A 17,288-nucleotide genomic window follows, 5' to 3' on the forward strand; every position below is an offset into this window, starting at 1 on the left:
TTTGAGACGCTAAATTATGCTATTGAGGATGTTCGCAAGGAAGCAAGACAAGCAGCAGCGATTGGTTTAGCGGTGTCCAACTTACGTTACTATGATATACCAGGATCTTTAAGTGTTTCATTTGGTAGTGGTTTGTGGCGCAGTCAATCCGCATTTGCTATTGGGGCTGGTTATACATCTGAAGATGGAAATATTCGCTCGAATGTATCTATTACGAGTGCTGGAGGTCACTGGGGGATAGGTGCTGGAATTACTCTGAGGTTGAGATGATAATAGAAAAAATGGCTGTTATTGTAAAAAAGAGAAGTATTTTAGTAAAGGTTCTGTTTGCTCTTGCCTTAATAGGCAAGAGCAAAAGCTTTGCTAACGAGAACAATAATATTTATACAGTGCATCCACCGCACTTATCGATACCTAAGGGAGAACCTGGTGAAACACGTCGAATTATTATGCAGTTTTATGACTGGACTTTGATTTGTGACGAAAAACAAAAGCTTAAACATAAGCAAGGTATATGTAATGTGACACAGACTGTTCATGATCAAGAAGGAAATACCATTTTTAGTTGGTCTCTTGTGTCTACGACAAGTGGTCAAGCAGTGATGCTTTTTCGAACATTGCCAAATTCTGATATAAATGTTCCGATTCAAATGTTTGTAAAAGGTGTTAAAAAACCTGTTCTTATTCATTATACGCAATGCAATGAAACCGTTTGTTTGGCACAATCGCCTGTAGGGCCGGTTTTGACTAAACAAATAGAGCAGGACAATAAAGTACGTATTTCCTATAAACTTAAAGAAGGAAAGGTATTTTCTTTTACTGTACCATTTAAAGGGTTAAATGCAGCACTTAATTCTTTACGTCCTTAGAATCCATCGAGTATTTTTAACAAGAGTCATTTTTTCATAAATCGTTGTATTATATTTTTGAGTGTAAATTATAAGGTCAAATAAGTAAGAATTTTTATATAATATGACATCGAGCTGATTTATTGGAAAGAGTGAGAGTTTTATGAATATAAAGTCACAATAAGTTCTTTATATGTAATAGAAAATAAAGTTAGTATTTTCCATAAAGCTTAAAGAGTGGTTTCGTGAGTTATTAGAAGTAAAAAAGATTAGAAATACTCGATTTAAAATAATTAAAAAGATAGATTCCTTACAATAATAAGTAGGCTAAATTCTTTTTTAAAGCTTTAAATGGATTTTTAGAGCGGTCTGATTAAGCATTAATATTTTTCAGATAAATTTATAATCCTAGAGAATTTTTTGAACGATAGTTTTAATTGGTATTCACAAAATAACAGCTATTGTAATTGCATTTTGTAGTATTATGGAACTTTTATTCCAGCATAATCAAAGCCATTTCATTGCATACAACAAATAAGGCTCGTGTGTGGATAACGAGATTGAAAAAAGAAAAAATTTTTTATAAACCGTACTAATGTATAGGTTGTTGTGACCTTAAGAGTCAGCAAATAGTATGATAATGTAGGTTTGTTACAATAGAAGTGTGCTCCGTGTAAATGGTATAAAGAAAAGAGCAAAATTTATAAAAATTGATGCGAACGTAAACGATTAATTTATAGTTTTAAGTTCATAAAGAGAAGCATGATTTCACGGAAACAACCAAAAGATTATACAAAAATCTGAATGATGCTAGTTTAGAAAATTTTAATGATAGGCAAAGAAAGAATGATTTCTTGTATTTATCATTTGATGCTGCATTTTTGATGCTGCATTATTGCTTTATTTAGGAATGAGAAGAAGAGTTTTCGCGTTTATTTATTGGGGGGAACGCTCAAGGGATAAGAGAAATGACCCCGTTAAACTATGGTTCAAAAGAGTTAAAGCGAGGAGAAATATACGATACCAAAGCAGATCAGTTGTATGATCAGTGCGGTAGTAATACAAATAATCGTTCTGCATTGTCACGAACAGAATCATACTCTGTTTTTGTTGATATAAAGAGACAACAGAGAAAAAAACATTATGAACAGAAACAGGCTTTTGTTCAATCTGAGACAGCTTTTGAGTTTCATAGTCAGATAATGATAGGTGCTCAAAAAACAAAAAAACTCAAAGCGCCTTTTCTTCGACGGTTCCCTCCAGTAAAGTCTCCACCTCTTTATGCAGCACTTGATCTCGGAACGAATAATTGTCGTCTTCTTATCGCATCTCCCAGTAAGCCTGGATATTTTCGTGTTGTTGATGCTTTTTCTCGTATTGTAAGATTGGGAGAAGGTTTAATAAATAATGGTTTTCTTAATACACGAGCTATGGATCGTGCGATTGAAGCATTAAAGATTTGTCATTTAAAGCTAAAACAAAGGCATATTAAGCGTTATCGCTTGATTGCAACAGAAGCTTGTCGTTCTGCAGAAAATGGTAAACATTTTATTCAGCGTGTTTTGGAGGAGACAGGTCTTGAATTGGAAATTGTTGATCGGCAAACAGAAGCGCGTTTTGCTGTTACAGGGTGTAGTACACTTATTGAACCAAATACTGACGCAATTGTGCTTTTTGATATTGGAGGGGGATCATCAGAAATTGTGCTACTTGATGTTTCTCAAAAGCGTTCTTTTCGTTTAGCTAGACAAATTATCGCTTGGACTTCTCTTCCTGTTGGTGTTGTTACGCTTTCTGAACGTTTTGGAGGGAATGATATTAGCTTAGATGATTTTGAAAAAATGAAAAGCTATGTGCGAGGGTTATTAAATAATTTTTCAGATCGTCATAAATTAGGAGAGTTAGCGCAAGGTTCGAAGTTTCATCTTTTGGGAACCTCCGGTACAGTTACGACTTTAGCAGGAATGTATCTTAATTTAGAGCGTTATGATAGGAAAAAAGTGGATGGCATTTGGATGAATGATGCAGACATTACTCTTATGACAAAACGCCTATTGTCATGGGATATAGAAAAACGTGTCGTAAGTCCTTTTATTGGGCGCGAGAGAGCAGATTTAGTTTTAGCTGGTTGTGCAATTTTAGATGTTATTCGGGAAGTTTGGCCAAGTCAGCGTTTAAGAGTTGCTGATCGTGGATTAAGGGAAGGAATTTTGATAGAGCTGATGTTACGCGATAGGGTATGGTGTCGTCATAGAAAGAGCGGAGATTTCAAGCGTTAGAGAATTAAATATGGAGACAATGAATAACGATGAAAAAAACAACAAAAACACCGAGGGGTGGCTACGGAGGTTCAGGGTCACATGAATTATATCAGCGCGTAAAAAAGAAAGCAGGAACCATTAAAGCTTCATCACGACGATGGTTAGAGAGGCATCTGAATGATCCTTATGTCCATCAATCAAAAGTAGATGGTTATCGTTCGCGTGCGGCTTATAAACTCATTGAAATTAATGAGCGTTATAGGTTTTTGAAAAAAGGTCAAAAGGTTATTGATCTAGGAGCAGCACCTGGGGGATGGTGTCAGGTGGCTGAGCGTATAGTAGGGTCAAGTGATGAAGATCCTAGCGTTGTTGGTATTGATTATTTACATGTTGATCCATTGCCTAGAGTTGCCATGTTGGAAATGGATTTTTTGCATACAGATGCACCGCAGAAATTAATTGAAACTTTAGGGACAAAACCGGATGTGGTTCTTTCTGATATGGCAGCGCCAACAACAGGTCATCGTCAGACGGATCATTTAAGAACGATTTATTTATGTGAAGTTGCGGCTGATTTTGCTCTTTCGGTTCTTAAGCCTGGGGGACATTTTTTAGCAAAGGCTTTTCAAGGAGGAGCAGAAAACACTCTTCTCACAATACTAAAACAGCATTTTAAAAAAGTCTATCATGTTAAACCGCCTGCAAGCCGATCAGAATCAGTAGAGCTTTATCTTCTAGCACTTGAATTTAAGGGAAAAACAAAAATACAAGAATAGCGCCTTCTTTTAAGAAGATTTAACTTTACTTAACCTATTTAGATGTGATGATTTTTTCTCAAAGAGTTATCGGCGATATTGACAGTTTTTCTGTTATCAATGATGAAAAACTGGTAAAACTAATGTATTGCCTATAGAGGTAGAGAGATTGATTCCTCAGAGAGTGCTTCCAATGAAATTTCTTGATCAAGCTAAGGTTTATATTCGTTCTGGTAATGGAGGTTCTGGAGCAGTATCATTTCGTCGTGAAAAATTCATAGAATTTGGGGGACCTGATGGAGGGAATGGAGGACGGGGTGGTGATGTTTGGGCTCTTGTTGTTGATGGGCTTAACACGCTGATTGATTATCGCTACCAACAGCATTTTAAAGCAAAAACAGGGGGGAATGGCAAGGGTCGTAATATGACGGGTGAAAAGGGTGACGATGTCATCCTTAAAGTTCCGGTTGGGACGCAAATTTTTGAAGAAGATAATACAACGTTAATCTGTGATTTAACGGAAGTGGGGCAGCGCTATCGTCTTGCAAAAGGAGGGAATGGCGGTTTTGGTAATCTTCATTTTACAACATCGACAAATCGGGCACCGCGTCGTGCAAATCCAGGTTTGGCTGGAGAAGAGCGCGCAGTATGGCTTCGCTTGAAATTAATTGCTGATGCTGGGCTTGTTGGTTTACCTAATGCTGGAAAATCAACTTTTTTAGCTTCTGTAACGGCTGCAAAACCAAAAGTTGCAGGTTATCCTTTTACCACTCTACATCCTCATCTTGGTGTTGTACGTATTGATGGTCGTGAATTTGTTTTGGCTGATATTCCAGGATTAATTGAAGGAGCGCATGAAGGTGTGGGAATTGGAGATCGTTTTTTAGGACATGTAGAACGTTGTCGCGTACTGCTTCATCTGATTTCTTCTCAAGAAGAAGATGTAGCAAAAGCATATCAAATTGTGCGTCATGAACTTGAGGCATATGGAAATAATCTAAGTGATAAGACTGAAATTGTCGCTTTAAGCCAGATAGATACTCTGACAATTGAAGAGCGTAAAACGAAACAAGAAGCTTTGCAAAGAGCTGCGGGTCAACCTGTTATGATGTTTTCTGCGGTTAGCCGCGAAGGTTTAGAAAATGTGCTGCGGGCTGGTGCACATATTATTGAAATGTCAAGCAAAGAGGAGATCAGTGGGGATAGCAAGGTTGATTGAGATGGCTGTTGGATCGCAAAAACTTACACACTATAAACGTATTGTGGTCAAGATTGGATCTGCCCTTTTGGTTGATCCTCAGACAGGTTTACGGGTTGAATGGCTTAAAAGCTTGATCAGTGATGTTGTTGAATTGCACAAAAAAGGCGTAGAGATATTGTTGGTGTCTTCAGGCGCTATTGCTTTAGGAAGGACATTGCTACAGCTTCCTAAGGGCGTTTTGAAATTGGAAGAAAGTCAGGCATGTGCTGCTTTGGGGCAAATTGAGTTAGCAAAAACCTATGGTGATGCGCTTGCTCAACATGGGCTCAAAACAGGCCAAATTTTGCTCACTTTATTTGATACGGAGGAGCGAAGGCGTTATCTCAATGCACGTGCAACGATTGAGATGCTTTTATATTTGGGAGCTGTGCCTGTTATTAATGAGAATGATACTGTTGCAACAACTGAAATTCGTTATGGTGATAATGATCGTTTAGCTGCACGTGTGGCAACAATGGTGAGGGCAGATCTTTTAATACTTTTATCTGATATTGATGGTCTTTATACAAAGTCTCCCCATAGTGATCCTACGGCTGAATTTATACCTTTTGTTGCATCCATTACGCATGATATCGAAAAAATGGCAGATGTTGCTGCTTCAGAGTTTTCACGGGGAGGAATGAAGACTAAGCTTGATGCCGGAAAAATCGCTAATGCTGCTGGAACGGCGATGATTATCACCTCAGGCAAGCGTATGAATCCCCTTGCTGCAATTGACAAAGGTGAACGTAAGAGTTTTTTTGCGGCAAGTAAGAAATCTGTCAGTGCTTGGAAAACATGGATTTCTGGTCATTTAGATCCATCTGGTGTTTTGACGATTGATCAAGGAGCCATTAGGGCCCTTGAAACAGGAAAATCGTTATTAGCTGCAGGGGTTATTGCCGTTGAGGGAAATTTCCAGCGTGGGGATACGGTTGCAATTGTTGGTACAGATGGAGTTGAGATTGCGCGTGGACTTGTAAGCTATGACAAAGATGAGGCTGTACGCATTATAGGACATAAAAGTGAAGAAATTGAAGCTATTCTTGGGTATGAGGCGCGCTCTGCTATGGTGCATCGTAATGATATGATTGTACGTTGCTTGACCAATTCTGTTTAAAAAAGTTACTTTTGTTTTTATTGTTTTGGCAGAGTGGATGATACGATGACTTTAGAAGAACAAATGAAAGATATGGGACAAAAAGCGCGCTATGCCGCTGCAGCGTTGGCTGTTGCTTCTTCTGAGCAAAAGAACAATGCATTGGAAATGATCGCTTTAAGTCTGGAGGCTCAGTCAGATGAGATTTTACGGGCGAATTGTCAAGATTTAGAGAATGCTGCTCAGAATAATTTGAAAGCTGCAATGATTGATCGGCTAAAATTAGATGACTTGCGTTTACGTGCAATGATAGACAGTGTTCGCCAAGTTGCTCGTTTATCTGATCCTGTTGGACAGGTCATGAGCGCGTGGAAACGTCCAAATGGGCTTCATATAAGTCGTGTACGAACACCTCTTGGTGTGATTGGTATTATTTATGAAAGTCGTCCAAATGTTACAGTTGATGCGAGTTCTTTGTGCTTAAAAGCAGGCAATGCTGCGATTTTGCGTGGTGGTTCGGATAGCTTTCATTCTTCTCATGCTCTTCATGTAGCTTTGGTACAAGGTTTAGAGCGCTCTGGTTTACCCAAAGATGCTATTCAAATGGTTGGAACGACAGATCGCGCTGCCGTTGGGGAAATGCTCAAAGGATTGGATGGAGCGATTGATGTGATAGTACCACGTGGTGGAAAGAGCCTTGTTGCCCGCGTTCAGTCTGATGCACGTGTTCCAATTTTTGCTCATTTGGAGGGACTTTGTCATATTTATATTGATAAATCGGCAGATTTAGATATGGCACGCAATATTGTTTTAAATGCAAAGTTGCGGCGGACAGGGATATGCGGTGCTGTTGAGACAGTTCTCATTGACAGTCAGGCATTAAAAAAGTTTCTTCCTGTTTTAACTGCTTTACAGGAGAAGGGGTGTGAAATTCGTGCTACAGAAGATATTGTTTTTCTTATGCCAGATGTCAAATTAGCTTCTGAAGAAGATTGGTCGCATGAATATCTTGATGCTATTCTTTCTGTTAAAACGGTTGAGGGTGTTGAGGGAGCCATTTCTCATATCAAGCGTTATTCATCAGGACATACGGAATCGATTATTGCTGAGGATTTGGAAGTGGTGAAGAATTTTTTTAATCATTTAGATTCAGCTATTTTGCTGCACAATGCGTCCACACAATTTGCTGATGGAGGTGAATTTGGTTTTGGAATGGAAATTGGTATTGCAACAGGAAAAATGCATGCACGTGGCCCGATAGGTGTTGAACAGCTAACTTCATTTCAATATCATGTTAAAGGAAATGGTCAGGTTAGAGCTTGAGAACACCATTTTTTCCATGGAAAAATTGTATGCCACATGTTGAAAGATCCAATGTTGTGGGTCTTTTTGGTGGTTCCTTTAATCCACCGCATGCAGGGCATCTTCTTGTTGCAAAAATTGCCATTCGGCGTTTGCATCTTGATCAGTTATGGTGGATGATCACTCCAGGAAATCCTTTAAAGGATCGTACACAGTTGCTCTCTTTAGAGGAGAGAATGCAATTAAGTTTTAAACTTATTGACCATCCAAAAATTCGCTTAACAGGTTTTGAACAGGCTATAGGGAGCAAAGTATCAATAGATACAATTTTTCATATTCTTACCCATTACAGTGGCGTAAATTTTGTATGGATTATGGGGGCAGATAGTTTTACGACGATACATCATTGGTATCGATGGCATGATATCGTTTCTATGCTTCCTATTGCGATTATTGATCGTCCTTTAGGCAATCGGTCGGCACTTTCTTCTCCTATGGCACATATTTATCGTCGTTTTCGTTTGGATGAGAGAGAAAGTAAGCGATTACCTTTTATCAAGCCACCAGTTTGGACTTATTTGCATGGACCTTTATCTTTTCAATCTTCAACAAACCTGCGTTTGAAAAAGAATGATTTTTCTTGAACATTTCATAAGATTCTGCTTCTCTTTAGAGAAATCTCTTTTTAGATTCCACAATGATAAGAAAGGATATTGATCTGAAAAATATTGCACACAAACACTCTTACGATAGTATGCCTTCAAAAGAAAAAAAAGTTTTTTCTGTTAGAGAGAGTCTTGAAGTTATTCTCAAGAGCTTAGAAGATACAAAAGCAGAAGATATTGTTTCTATTGATATTCGGGGGAAGTCATCTTTGGCTGATTATATGGTCATAGCTTCAGCAAATTCGCAGCGTCATGTATCTTCTGTTGCTGATCATTTATTACATACTTGGAAAAATAATGGGCAGGGGCTTGCGCGTGTAGAAGGGCTTGCTGGAGGTGATTGGGTATTGATTGATACAGGTGATATTATCATTCATCTTTTTCGTCCAGAAATTCGCCTTTTTTATAATTTAGAAAAAATATGGATGACTCCGGATTTAAACGATACAGCTTTGCTTCTCTTCGGAGATCATTAAAATGCAAATTTCTATTTTTGCGGTTGGTCGTATGAAAAGTGGGGCGGAGCAAAAATTAGTTCAGCATTATTTGGATCGTTTTTCTAAAATTTCTGGAGTTGTAGGCTTTCATTTAAAAAAATTACAAGAGATACCAGAAAGTCGTGCTCAAACAGCGTGTCAACGTATGGAGGAAGAGGGGAGAAGACTTATTGAATTTTTACCTGAAAAATGTCGATTAATTGTGTTAGATGAGCGTGGAGAATCGATTTCTTCAATTTCTTTTTCTGAAAAATTGAGGTGTTATCGTGATGAAGGCATTCGAGATGTCGTCATTGCTTTGGGAGGACCTGATGGACATAATGAACAAATAAGGAAGCATGCTGATTTTCTTTTATCTTTTGGTTTGATGACGTGGCCACATCAAATCGCACGTATTCTTCTTACAGAACAACTTTACCGCGCTGTGACAATCGAAAATAATCATCCGTATCATCGTTTTTAATATTTTTGTGCAATTTTTAGCACTTATTTATATATTTATTAATATTGTTTTAGCTGACACCATTTAAAGCATCTCTAATGTATACGATGAGGTGTCATGGTTGGGCAAATGAAAAAGCTTCTTCATAGAAAGATGCTATATTTATATGGGGAGTGCGTGATATTTGTCATTTTGCTCTTGAGTATGTTTTTTTGCTTTTCTGTATCGCATGCGGAAGATACAATGAGGAGTACGGAAGCACATAAAGAATTAGGAGAAATTCGCCAAAACATTTCACTTTCGCGTGAGCGTGTTGCTTTTCTTACGCATCAGGTTGAGCATTTAAAAAAAGATCAACGTGTTTTGAGTGATGCACTCATAAAGGCGGCTAAAGAAGAACGTACAGTAGCAGATGATATTGCTAAAAGGGAAGAAAAGCTTAAAAAAATGATAGAAGAGCGGGTACAAGTCTATCAAAGTTTAAAAAATCGTCGCACTGAATTTGCGGAAGTTCTTGCAATTTTGGAACGTATGGGATTGAATCCGCCTCCTGCTCTTATGATACAGCCAGAGGACGCGTTGGCTTCTATACGTAGTTCTGTTTTATTAGGTACTGTTATTCCTCAGATGCAAGAGAAAACACGAGATTTAACACAGAAACTCAAGGAGTTGACCAATTTGAGTAATTCCATTACTACGGAATATACGGCATTAAAGACAAAACTGCAAAATCAAGCAGAGCAGCGAAAACGTCTAGAGCTTTTATTAGACAAAAAAAACAAACTACAAAAAAAATCAGAAAAAGAACTTACAGAACAGCAACAAAAAAATATTGCTCTTGCTAAAAAAGCGCAGTCTTTGGAAGAATTGATTTTAGAGCTCGACCGTCAGTCAAAACTTAGCTCTGATGCATCAGTACAGGTACGGAAAAGTTTGCAATTGTTAGAACAGTCCAATTTTGAAAGCCGAAAAGGTTCTTTACTTTTTCCTGTTTCAGGAAAAAGAATACATCGCTCTAACAAAAATTCGCAGATTACGCGCTTTGGTGAAACGATAGAAACAGAGTCAGGAGCTGTTGTTATATCACCTGTAGATGCTTTTGTTGCTTTTGCTGGGCCATTTCGTTCTTACGGACAGTTAATTATTCTTAATGTTGGAAATGGTTATCATATTATTCTTACTGGAATGTCGAGAATTAATGTAAAACAGGGGCAGTTTGTCCTTTCTGGTGAGCCTCTGGGTATAATGGAGATGCAATTTATTTCAAACAGTGTTGCATTGGATATAGGAAAAACTTCTCCAATGCTTTACATTGAGTTTAGAAAGCAGGGAAAACCTGTAAATCCAACTCCTTGGTGGCAGACTGAAAAAATAAGAAGGAGCCAAAATGATTCGTAAAGTTATTCTTTTGGTCGCTGGGGTATTGCTCGGCGCCTGTTCAATGATTATGGTGCAGTCTGTTGCTGCGAATAATGAAGATAATGCATATAAAAAGCTAGCTATATTTGGCGATGTTTTTGAGCGCGTGCGTATGCAGTACGTTACAGTTCCAGATGATAAAAAGCTCATTGAAAATGCTATCAATGGCATGCTCACATCACTGGACCCTCATTCATCTTATTTGAATGCTGAAGAAGCCAAGGATATGCGGGATTCTACGAAAGGAGAGTTCGGAGGTCTTGGTATTGAGGTCACTATGGAAAAAAACTTGATTAAAGTTGTTTCACCAATGGATGATACTCCCGCTTCAAAAGCAGGTATTTTAGCAGGAGACCTTATTTCAAAAATTGATGATGTACAAACGAATGGTCAAACATTGAATGAAGCTGTTAATAAGATGCGAGGTGCTCCTGGAACACCAATTACCTTAACAATTATTCGTTCTGGCGTTGATAAGCCATTTGAAGTGAAGATTGTTCGTGATATTATCAAGGTAAAAGCGGTGAAGTATCGGGTTGAGGGCGATATTGGATATTTAAGAGTTATCCAGTTTTCTGAGCAGACATTAGGTAATCTTCTGGCGGCAATTAAAGATATCCAATCTAAAATTCCTGAAGATAAGCTAAAAGGTTACGTTCTTGATTTGCGACTTAATCCTGGTGGGCTTTTAGATCAAGCTGTTAATGTTTCGAGTGCTTTTCTCAATAAAGGTGAAATTGTGTCGACTCGTGGGCGCAAAAAGAGTGATGTGATAAGGTTTGATGCGAAGCCAGGTGATGTTATCCATGGAAAACCGCTCATTGTCCTTATTAATGGTGGTTCGGCAAGTGCTTCTGAAATTGTTGCGGGTGCATTACAAGATCATCGTCGTGCAACAATTTTAGGGACGCAGTCTTTTGGTAAAGGATCTGTTCAAACAATTATTCCTTTGGGTGAAAATGGAGCTTTACGCTTAACAACAGCACTTTATTACACGCCATCTGGCACTTCTATTCAAGGAACAGGGATCACGCCTGATATTATTGTAGAGCAACCACTCCCTGAAAAATATAAGGGTTATGATGTAAAAGTTGGTGAGTCTGCATTAAAAGGACATATCAAAGGAAAACGAGAGAGTAATAAAGGATCTGGTTCAGCTGCTTTTGTTCCGAAAGACCCTAAAGATGATATTCAATTGAATGAGGCCTATAAGCTGTTACGAGGTGAAATGGCAAATGCAGCATTTCCACCAGATCCCAATAAGGATGTGTTAAAGTGAGAAATGATATCTATAGCTTGCGATTTTGAGGAATATTAAATGGATGCAGGTATTAATTTGAAGATTCTTCCATATCGCAAATGTGTTGGGATTGTTGTCTTTAATCATGAGGGTAAAGTTTGGGTTGGGCGTCGTTTAATGACGCCTATTCATGCAGAGACCGAGATATCTCATCGTTGGCAGCTTCCTCAAGGAGGGATTGATGAAGATGAAAAACCGTTAGATGCAGCATATCGTGAACTTTATGAAGAAACGGGTATTCGATCTGTAAAGTTGATTAAAGAAGCACAAAATTGGTTCCACTATGATTTTCCACAAGAACTTATTGGGTGTACATTAAGCAATAAATATCGTGGACAAATACAAAAGTGGTTTGCTTTCCAGTTTACGGGAAAGCTTTCTGAAATTGCGATTAATCCGCCACCAGATGGCAATAAAGCGGAATTCGATCAATGGAAATGGATTGATCTAGAAACCCTTCCGTTGATCGCTGTTTCTTTTAAAAAACATGTCTATATGAAAGTTGTCAGCGAATTTCGAGGTAGCCTTAGACCATTATAAAAGCTATATGATTATGAGAAAGCTTTTTTATTAAGACGCTTTATATCATTTATAAATAATAAACATGTTTCTCTTTTATGTAAAGAACAGGAATATAAAATGAAAAAATTATTTAATTTACTTATAGTTTTTACTCTCTTGAGTATTTCATCTGTTGCATTTGCGACAAATTCAAAAACTCCTGCATCAAAAGATGCGGCAGCGACATTGCCAAATGGAGCTTCTTCTTTGACTGAAACCTACGGTTTGTGGACTATTAATTGTGGTATACAAGAAGGGAAAAGAATTTGTTTTATGCACCGTCAAGAAGTAAATGAGCAGGGGCGTGTTGTTGTGGCTATGAGCCTTATTCTCAATGCTGAGGGTGTTGTATCTGGTAATTTAACAGTTCCTTTTGGTATTTTGGTTTCTAAGCCTGTTCGTTTACAAGTTGATGAGGGAAAAGCTGTTATCGAAACTGGTATTCGGACTTGTGTACCAGCAGGTTGCATGGTTCCTGTCGTTTTTGACAAAAATCACGTAGCAGCTTTACGTTCTGGAAAACAGTTAAAGTTGGCAATGACAATTGCTGCTGCAGGTGAACCAGCTTTGAATGATTTATTTGTTCAGCTCAATGGTTTTAGCAGTGCTCTTAACCGTTTGACTGCTTTGCAGAAATAATTTTAAAAATAAAATAAAAGCGGCCTTTAAAAGGCCGTTTTTAGTTAGTTTGTTTTTTATATATTAATAATTAAAACGATGAGGTTTAAGATTAATCCTATAAGGGATATTCAGACTTTTTTGCTGTTTCTTCTATTTTCATGTGCTATTTTTAATTTTGATATTTGTTTTCTAGCTGCATCGTCATTAAATAGAGAGATGAAGAATTTAGATGTCTGGTTTTTATTCAAGAAAAAGAGTATTGAAGTATAAAACCATTTTTTGATACACAAACCTGCTTTAATGAAGGTTTTCTATACGCTCTTCTGTTTCCTTGATTGAAAGGGATGACGCATGATTTATGCATTGCTTCGAACGATTGATTTGATTTTTGATATTTATATTGATATTTTAATCGCTAGTGTCATTTTTTCTTGGCTTTATGTCTTTAATATCATAAATTCGCGCAATCGCTTTGTTGTTTTGATAGGAAGCTTTCTAAATCGTCTTACAAATCCTGTTCTAAGCCGTGTACGGCAAATTTTACCAAATTTTGGAACAATTGATATTTCACCTATTGTAGTGTTCATTATTATTTATTTTATTCGTACTTTCATGTGGCGCATTTACGCAAACATGTATTTATAGAAATATTACTTGAGGCGAATACATGTTTTATCAAGTTGATAAAAATAACTTGATTTTGTTTGTATATCTCATTCCTAAATCATCCGTTGACAAAATAATAGGGGTTGAATGTAGGGACGGTGAAAAACAATATCTGGTTATACGCCTTCGTGCTGTTCCTGAAGATGGAAAAGCGAATAAAGCTCTCATTAAATTTCTTGCGAAGCAGTGGAAAATACCATCTTCTTCTATTTCTCTGAAAAACGGCGCAATATCTCGCTACAAACAACTTTACTTTTCAACACATTTAGAAGAGCTAAAGCAGATATGGCAATCCTTTAGAGATTGCATCTCGTAGAAAAAATAAATAATAAAGCCTATTAAAAAAACAGGCTTTTTAAAAAACAGGCTTTATTTTATTAAAATCGTTATATTTTTTTATTGCGCTCAACAGCTTGCTTAATTAATTCATGAGCAAAGTTTTTATCACGCCATCCTTCAATTTTAGCCCATTTTCCAGGTTCCAGATCTTTGTAATGCTTGAAGAAATGTTCAATTTGTTTGAGTGTAATCTCGGGAAGATCGGTATAGTCATGAATATTAATATAGCGTTTTGTTAATTTTGGAGTGGGAATGGCAATAATTTTTTCATCTTTACCACCATCATCTTCCATCATCAGAGCTCCGATGGGGCAAACATTGATAACACAACCAGGCATAAGTGGACGGGTATTACAGATAAGGACATCAATAGGATCACCATCATCTGAAAGTGTATGAGGGACAAAACCGTAATTTCCAGGATAAACCATTGATGTATGAAGAAAACGGTCAACAAATAATGCGCCCGACTTTTTATCCATTTCATATTTTATTGGTTGACCACCAAGGGAGACTTCCACAATAACGTTAATATCTTCTGGTGGATTTTTGCCTACAGGTATTTCCTTAATATTCATAGAGACATCCTTTCTGAGATATAGTGAGGCTCAATACAATTAAATATTTTACCAAAGAGATTATGAAATTAGCCTAAATTTGATGCACGTGTTTTTTCAAAACGTTTACGTTCATTAGGATCAAGATAGAGTTTGCGGAGACGAATATTTTTAGGGGTTACCTCCACAAGTTCATCATCTTGTATCCACGATAAGGCACGTTCTAATGTCATTCTAATGGGAGGCGTTAGCTTTACGGCTTCATCTTTTCCGGAAGCGCGCATATTGGTGAGTTTTTTTCCTTTTAACACATTAACTTCTAGGTCATTATCTCGTGAGTGGATGCCAATAATCATACCTTGATAGACTTTCACACCCGCATCGATGATCATAGGTCCACGATCTTCAAGATTAAAAAGAGCATAAGCGACAGATTCACCATTGTCATTTGAAATCATAACACCATTAACGCGACCAGCAATGTCTCCTTTATAAGGTTCATAAGCATGGAAAAGGCGATTCATAATTGCTGTACCACGTGTATCCGTTAAAAGTTCAGATTGATAACCAATGAGTCCTCTGGTTGGCGCATAAAAAACAAGTCGGACACGATTACCCCCAGAAGGGCGTAATTCCACCATTTCGCCCTTACGTTCAGACATTTTTTGTACAACAGTACCGGAATATTCTTCATCAACATCGATAACAACTTCTTCGATTGGTTCAAGAGTTATTCCATTTTCATCTTTTTGCATAACAACACGTGGGCGTGAAACACTAAGTTCAAATCCTTCACGGCGCATATTTTCAATGAGAACTGCAAGCTGTAATTCTCCTCGTCCTGAAACATAGAAAGAATCTTTATCGGCTGATTCTTCAATTTTAAGAGCGACGTTGCCTTCTGCTTCTTTTAACAATCTGTCACGAATGACACGACTTGTTACTTTATCGCCTTCAGTTCCAGCAAAGGGACTATCGTTGACGAGAAAACTCATAGTAACAGTAGGAGGATCAATTGGTTGGGCAGTAAGGGGTTCATTAACAGTAGGATCACAGAAAGTATCAGCAACGGTACCTTTTTGTAGACCTGCAATCGCAACAATATCGCCAGCACTTCCTTCTTCAATAGGTTGCCGTTCTAAGCCACGAAATGCTAAAATCTTTGAAATACGCCCAGTTTCTAAAAGTTTTCCATCTTGTCCAAGAACCTTGACATTTTGGTTGGGTTTTAGAGAGCCAGAATGAATCCGCCCTGTAATAATTCGTCCCAAAAACGGATCCGCTTCAAGAATAGTTCCAATCATGCGAAACGGTCCTTCTGCTACACTAGGAGAAGGGACATGCTGCGTCACAAGATCAAATAAAGGACTTAATCCCTGATCTTTTGGTCCCTCGGGGGCTTCAGCCATCCATCCATCGCGTCCAGATCCATAAAGAATAGGAAAATCAAGCTGTTCGTCGGTTGCATCAAGAGCAGCGAAAAGGTCAAAAACCTCATTAATGACTTCATCAACGCGTGCATCAGGTCGGTCAATTTTATTAATAGCAACAATAGGGCGCAACCCCACTTTCAATGCTTTGCCAACGACAAATTTTGTTTGTGGCATTGGTCCTTCAGCAGCATCAACAAGTACAATGGCTCCATCAACCATATTTAGAATGCGTTCAACTTCTCCACCAAAGTCGGCGTGCCCTGGTGTATCAACAATATTAATTCGAGTATCTTTCCAAACAACAGATGTCACTTTCGCTAGGATTGTAATTCCGCGTTCTTTTTCAATATCGTTTGAATCCATCATACGTTCACTTGTACGCTGATTATCACGGAAGTTTCCTGATTGCTTGAGTAGTCCGTCTACAAGCGTTGTTTTCCCATGGTCAACGTGGGCAATGATGGCAATGTTACGCAATTGCATAAATTTTCTTCTTTTCGTTTAATGAAATTTCATTTGAGGCAGAGTCTTTACATTCTTTGCCTGACTATTACAAAACCTTTTACATGTTTTTTTATAATTTTGGAAGATGGAGGTAATATTTTTATGGTAAAACTATTCATCCAAGTCTTTAAGGCTCTATTAAGCTTCAATTACTGGAGCTTCGTAAAAAGTTTTTTATAGTACGGATGTTTTATTCTCGAGCTAAGAATTGTCCATAAAAATCACTGTCAATTTGATTTTTATCAATATGATGTAAGGAATTTATATGAACGCTTGTAAGAATAAGTAAGTATAAAGCTAGCTGTATTATTGTTGTCGTTTTGCAAAGAGATTGATAAAAATCCCGAAGATCTCTCAATCCATAGCCAATTTATTGACGATTGTACGACATTTTTATTCTAATAAAGCTTTTTCTTATTCTATAACTTGTCAATCAAAATCCAGATCTAATGCAACCGTGTATTTGAGGTAAATATTGAGACGATTAAGCATTTTATAAGAAGTTCTAGCTTTTGTATGCCAGATTGGGTCAATAGTTATATCTGTTTTATTTATTTATGAAACCGGAATACAGTCTTATTTAGAAGGAATATGAAGGCATCAAAAGAAAATTCTTATCTTTGCCGTTAAGACAAATTTATGCTTTCAAAAGCATCTAAGCAATATCTTTAAAACCATGAAGATAGTGCATTGCCTCACACTTTTGTTAATCGCATTCTCTAATAGGAGTATGCGTTTCATGCCAAACAGAACGCTTTAAACAGAATAGACTTGTTGTT

18 protein-coding genes are annotated in these 17,288 nt (G+C 37.5%); 16 read left to right on the forward strand and 2 right to left on the reverse strand.

All coding sequences use genetic code 11. The features are described 5' to 3' along the window. The 16 genes from ACFIK8_RS03210 to ACFIK8_RS03285 all read left to right on the forward strand — a co-directional run. A partial coding sequence (locus ACFIK8_RS03210) for a YadA-like family protein (RefSeq protein WP_375644661.1) occupies positions 1 to 270 on the forward strand: 270 nt, incomplete at its 5' end. Next, positions 267 to 869 (forward strand): invasion associated locus B family protein, encoded by a 603-nt coding sequence (locus ACFIK8_RS03215; protein ID WP_375636036.1) that lies wholly within the window; start codon positions 267 to 269, stop codon positions 867 to 869. The genes ACFIK8_RS03210 and ACFIK8_RS03215, both read left to right, overlap by 4 nt. 947 nt (positions 870 to 1,816) lie before the next feature. Continuing rightward, positions 1,817 to 3,127 carry a Ppx/GppA phosphatase family protein gene (locus ACFIK8_RS03220; protein WP_375636035.1) on the forward strand — a complete coding sequence of 437 codons (1,311 nt, stop codon included), beginning with the start codon at positions 1,817 to 1,819 and terminating at the stop codon, positions 3,125 to 3,127. 29 nt (positions 3,128 to 3,156) lie between these two features. Further along, entirely contained in the window at positions 3,157 to 3,885 is a 729-nt protein-coding gene (locus tag ACFIK8_RS03225; protein ID WP_273790641.1) for an RlmE family RNA methyltransferase, read from the forward strand. 172 nt (positions 3,886 to 4,057) lie between these two features. Then, positions 4,058 to 5,083 (forward strand): GTPase ObgE, encoded by a 1,026-nt coding sequence (gene obgE, locus ACFIK8_RS03230; protein WP_375636034.1) that lies wholly within the window; start codon positions 4,058 to 4,060, stop codon positions 5,081 to 5,083. 1 nt (position 5,084) lies between these two features. Further along, complete coding sequence (gene proB / locus ACFIK8_RS03235; RefSeq protein ID WP_375636033.1) at positions 5,085 to 6,224, forward strand: glutamate 5-kinase; 1,140 nt, start codon at positions 5,085 to 5,087, stop codon at positions 6,222 to 6,224. Between the two features lie 45 nt (positions 6,225 to 6,269). Then, the gene (locus ACFIK8_RS03240; RefSeq protein WP_375636032.1) at positions 6,270 to 7,526 is read left to right on the forward strand and encodes a glutamate-5-semialdehyde dehydrogenase; all 1,257 of its coding nucleotides are present in this window, start codon (positions 6,270 to 6,272) and stop codon (positions 7,524 to 7,526) included. Between the two features lie 29 nt (positions 7,527 to 7,555). Beyond that, positions 7,556 to 8,149, forward strand: coding sequence for a nicotinate-nucleotide adenylyltransferase (locus ACFIK8_RS03245; RefSeq protein WP_012754576.1), 594 nt, complete (start codon positions 7,556 to 7,558; stop codon positions 8,147 to 8,149). 53 nt (positions 8,150 to 8,202) lie between these two features. Further along, a complete protein-coding gene (gene rsfS, locus ACFIK8_RS03250; protein ID WP_375636031.1) occupies positions 8,203 to 8,646 on the forward strand; it encodes a ribosome silencing factor in 444 nt (147 codons plus the stop codon). A 1-nt stretch (position 8,647) separates the two neighbouring features. Further along, entirely contained in the window at positions 8,648 to 9,130 is a 483-nt protein-coding gene (gene rlmH / locus ACFIK8_RS03255) for a 23S rRNA (pseudouridine(1915)-N(3))-methyltransferase RlmH (protein ID WP_375636030.1), read from the forward strand. A gap of 96 nt (positions 9,131 to 9,226) precedes the next feature. Further along, the gene (locus tag ACFIK8_RS03260) at positions 9,227 to 10,507 is read left to right on the forward strand and encodes a murein hydrolase activator EnvC family protein (protein ID WP_375636029.1); all 1,281 of its coding nucleotides are present in this window, start codon (positions 9,227 to 9,229) and stop codon (positions 10,505 to 10,507) included. Further along, positions 10,497 to 11,807 carry a S41 family peptidase gene (locus ACFIK8_RS03265; RefSeq protein WP_375644656.1) on the forward strand — a complete coding sequence of 437 codons (1,311 nt, stop codon included), beginning with the start codon at positions 10,497 to 10,499 and terminating at the stop codon, positions 11,805 to 11,807. Before ACFIK8_RS03260 ends, ACFIK8_RS03265 begins: the two co-directional genes overlap by 11 nt. 39 nt (positions 11,808 to 11,846) lie before the next feature. After that, entirely contained in the window at positions 11,847 to 12,368 is a 522-nt protein-coding gene (locus ACFIK8_RS03270; protein ID WP_375636027.1) for an RNA pyrophosphohydrolase, read from the forward strand. Positions 12,369 to 12,467: 99 nt separating this feature from the next. Continuing rightward, on the forward strand, positions 12,468 to 13,028 hold the full coding sequence (locus ACFIK8_RS03275) for an invasion associated locus B family protein (RefSeq protein ID WP_012754582.1): 561 nt from the start codon (positions 12,468 to 12,470) through the stop codon (positions 13,026 to 13,028). Between the two features lie 333 nt (positions 13,029 to 13,361). After that, the gene (locus tag ACFIK8_RS03280; protein WP_375636026.1) at positions 13,362 to 13,655 is read left to right on the forward strand and encodes a YggT family protein; all 294 of its coding nucleotides are present in this window, start codon (positions 13,362 to 13,364) and stop codon (positions 13,653 to 13,655) included. A gap of 22 nt (positions 13,656 to 13,677) precedes the next feature. Continuing rightward, positions 13,678 to 13,992, forward strand: coding sequence for a DUF167 domain-containing protein (locus tag ACFIK8_RS03285; RefSeq protein WP_012754584.1), 315 nt, complete (start codon positions 13,678 to 13,680; stop codon positions 13,990 to 13,992). A 70-nt stretch (positions 13,993 to 14,062) separates the two neighbouring features. Here ACFIK8_RS03285 and ppa read toward each other — a convergent pair whose 3' ends face one another. Together ppa and typA are read right to left on the reverse strand one after the other, a co-directional pair. After that, positions 14,063 to 14,593, reverse strand: a complete 531-nt coding sequence (gene ppa / locus ACFIK8_RS03290) for an inorganic diphosphatase (protein ID WP_012754585.1) — start codon at positions 14,591 to 14,593, stop codon at positions 14,063 to 14,065. A gap of 68 nt (positions 14,594 to 14,661) precedes the next feature. Further along, positions 14,662 to 16,488: a translational GTPase TypA gene (gene typA / locus ACFIK8_RS03295; RefSeq protein WP_375636025.1), complete on the reverse strand. Its 1,827-nt coding sequence runs from the start codon at positions 16,486 to 16,488 to the stop codon at positions 14,662 to 14,664. Between the last annotated feature and the right edge of the window lie 800 nt (positions 16,489 to 17,288).

Source organism: Bartonella sp. MR168JLCBS, from assembly GCF_042194175.1.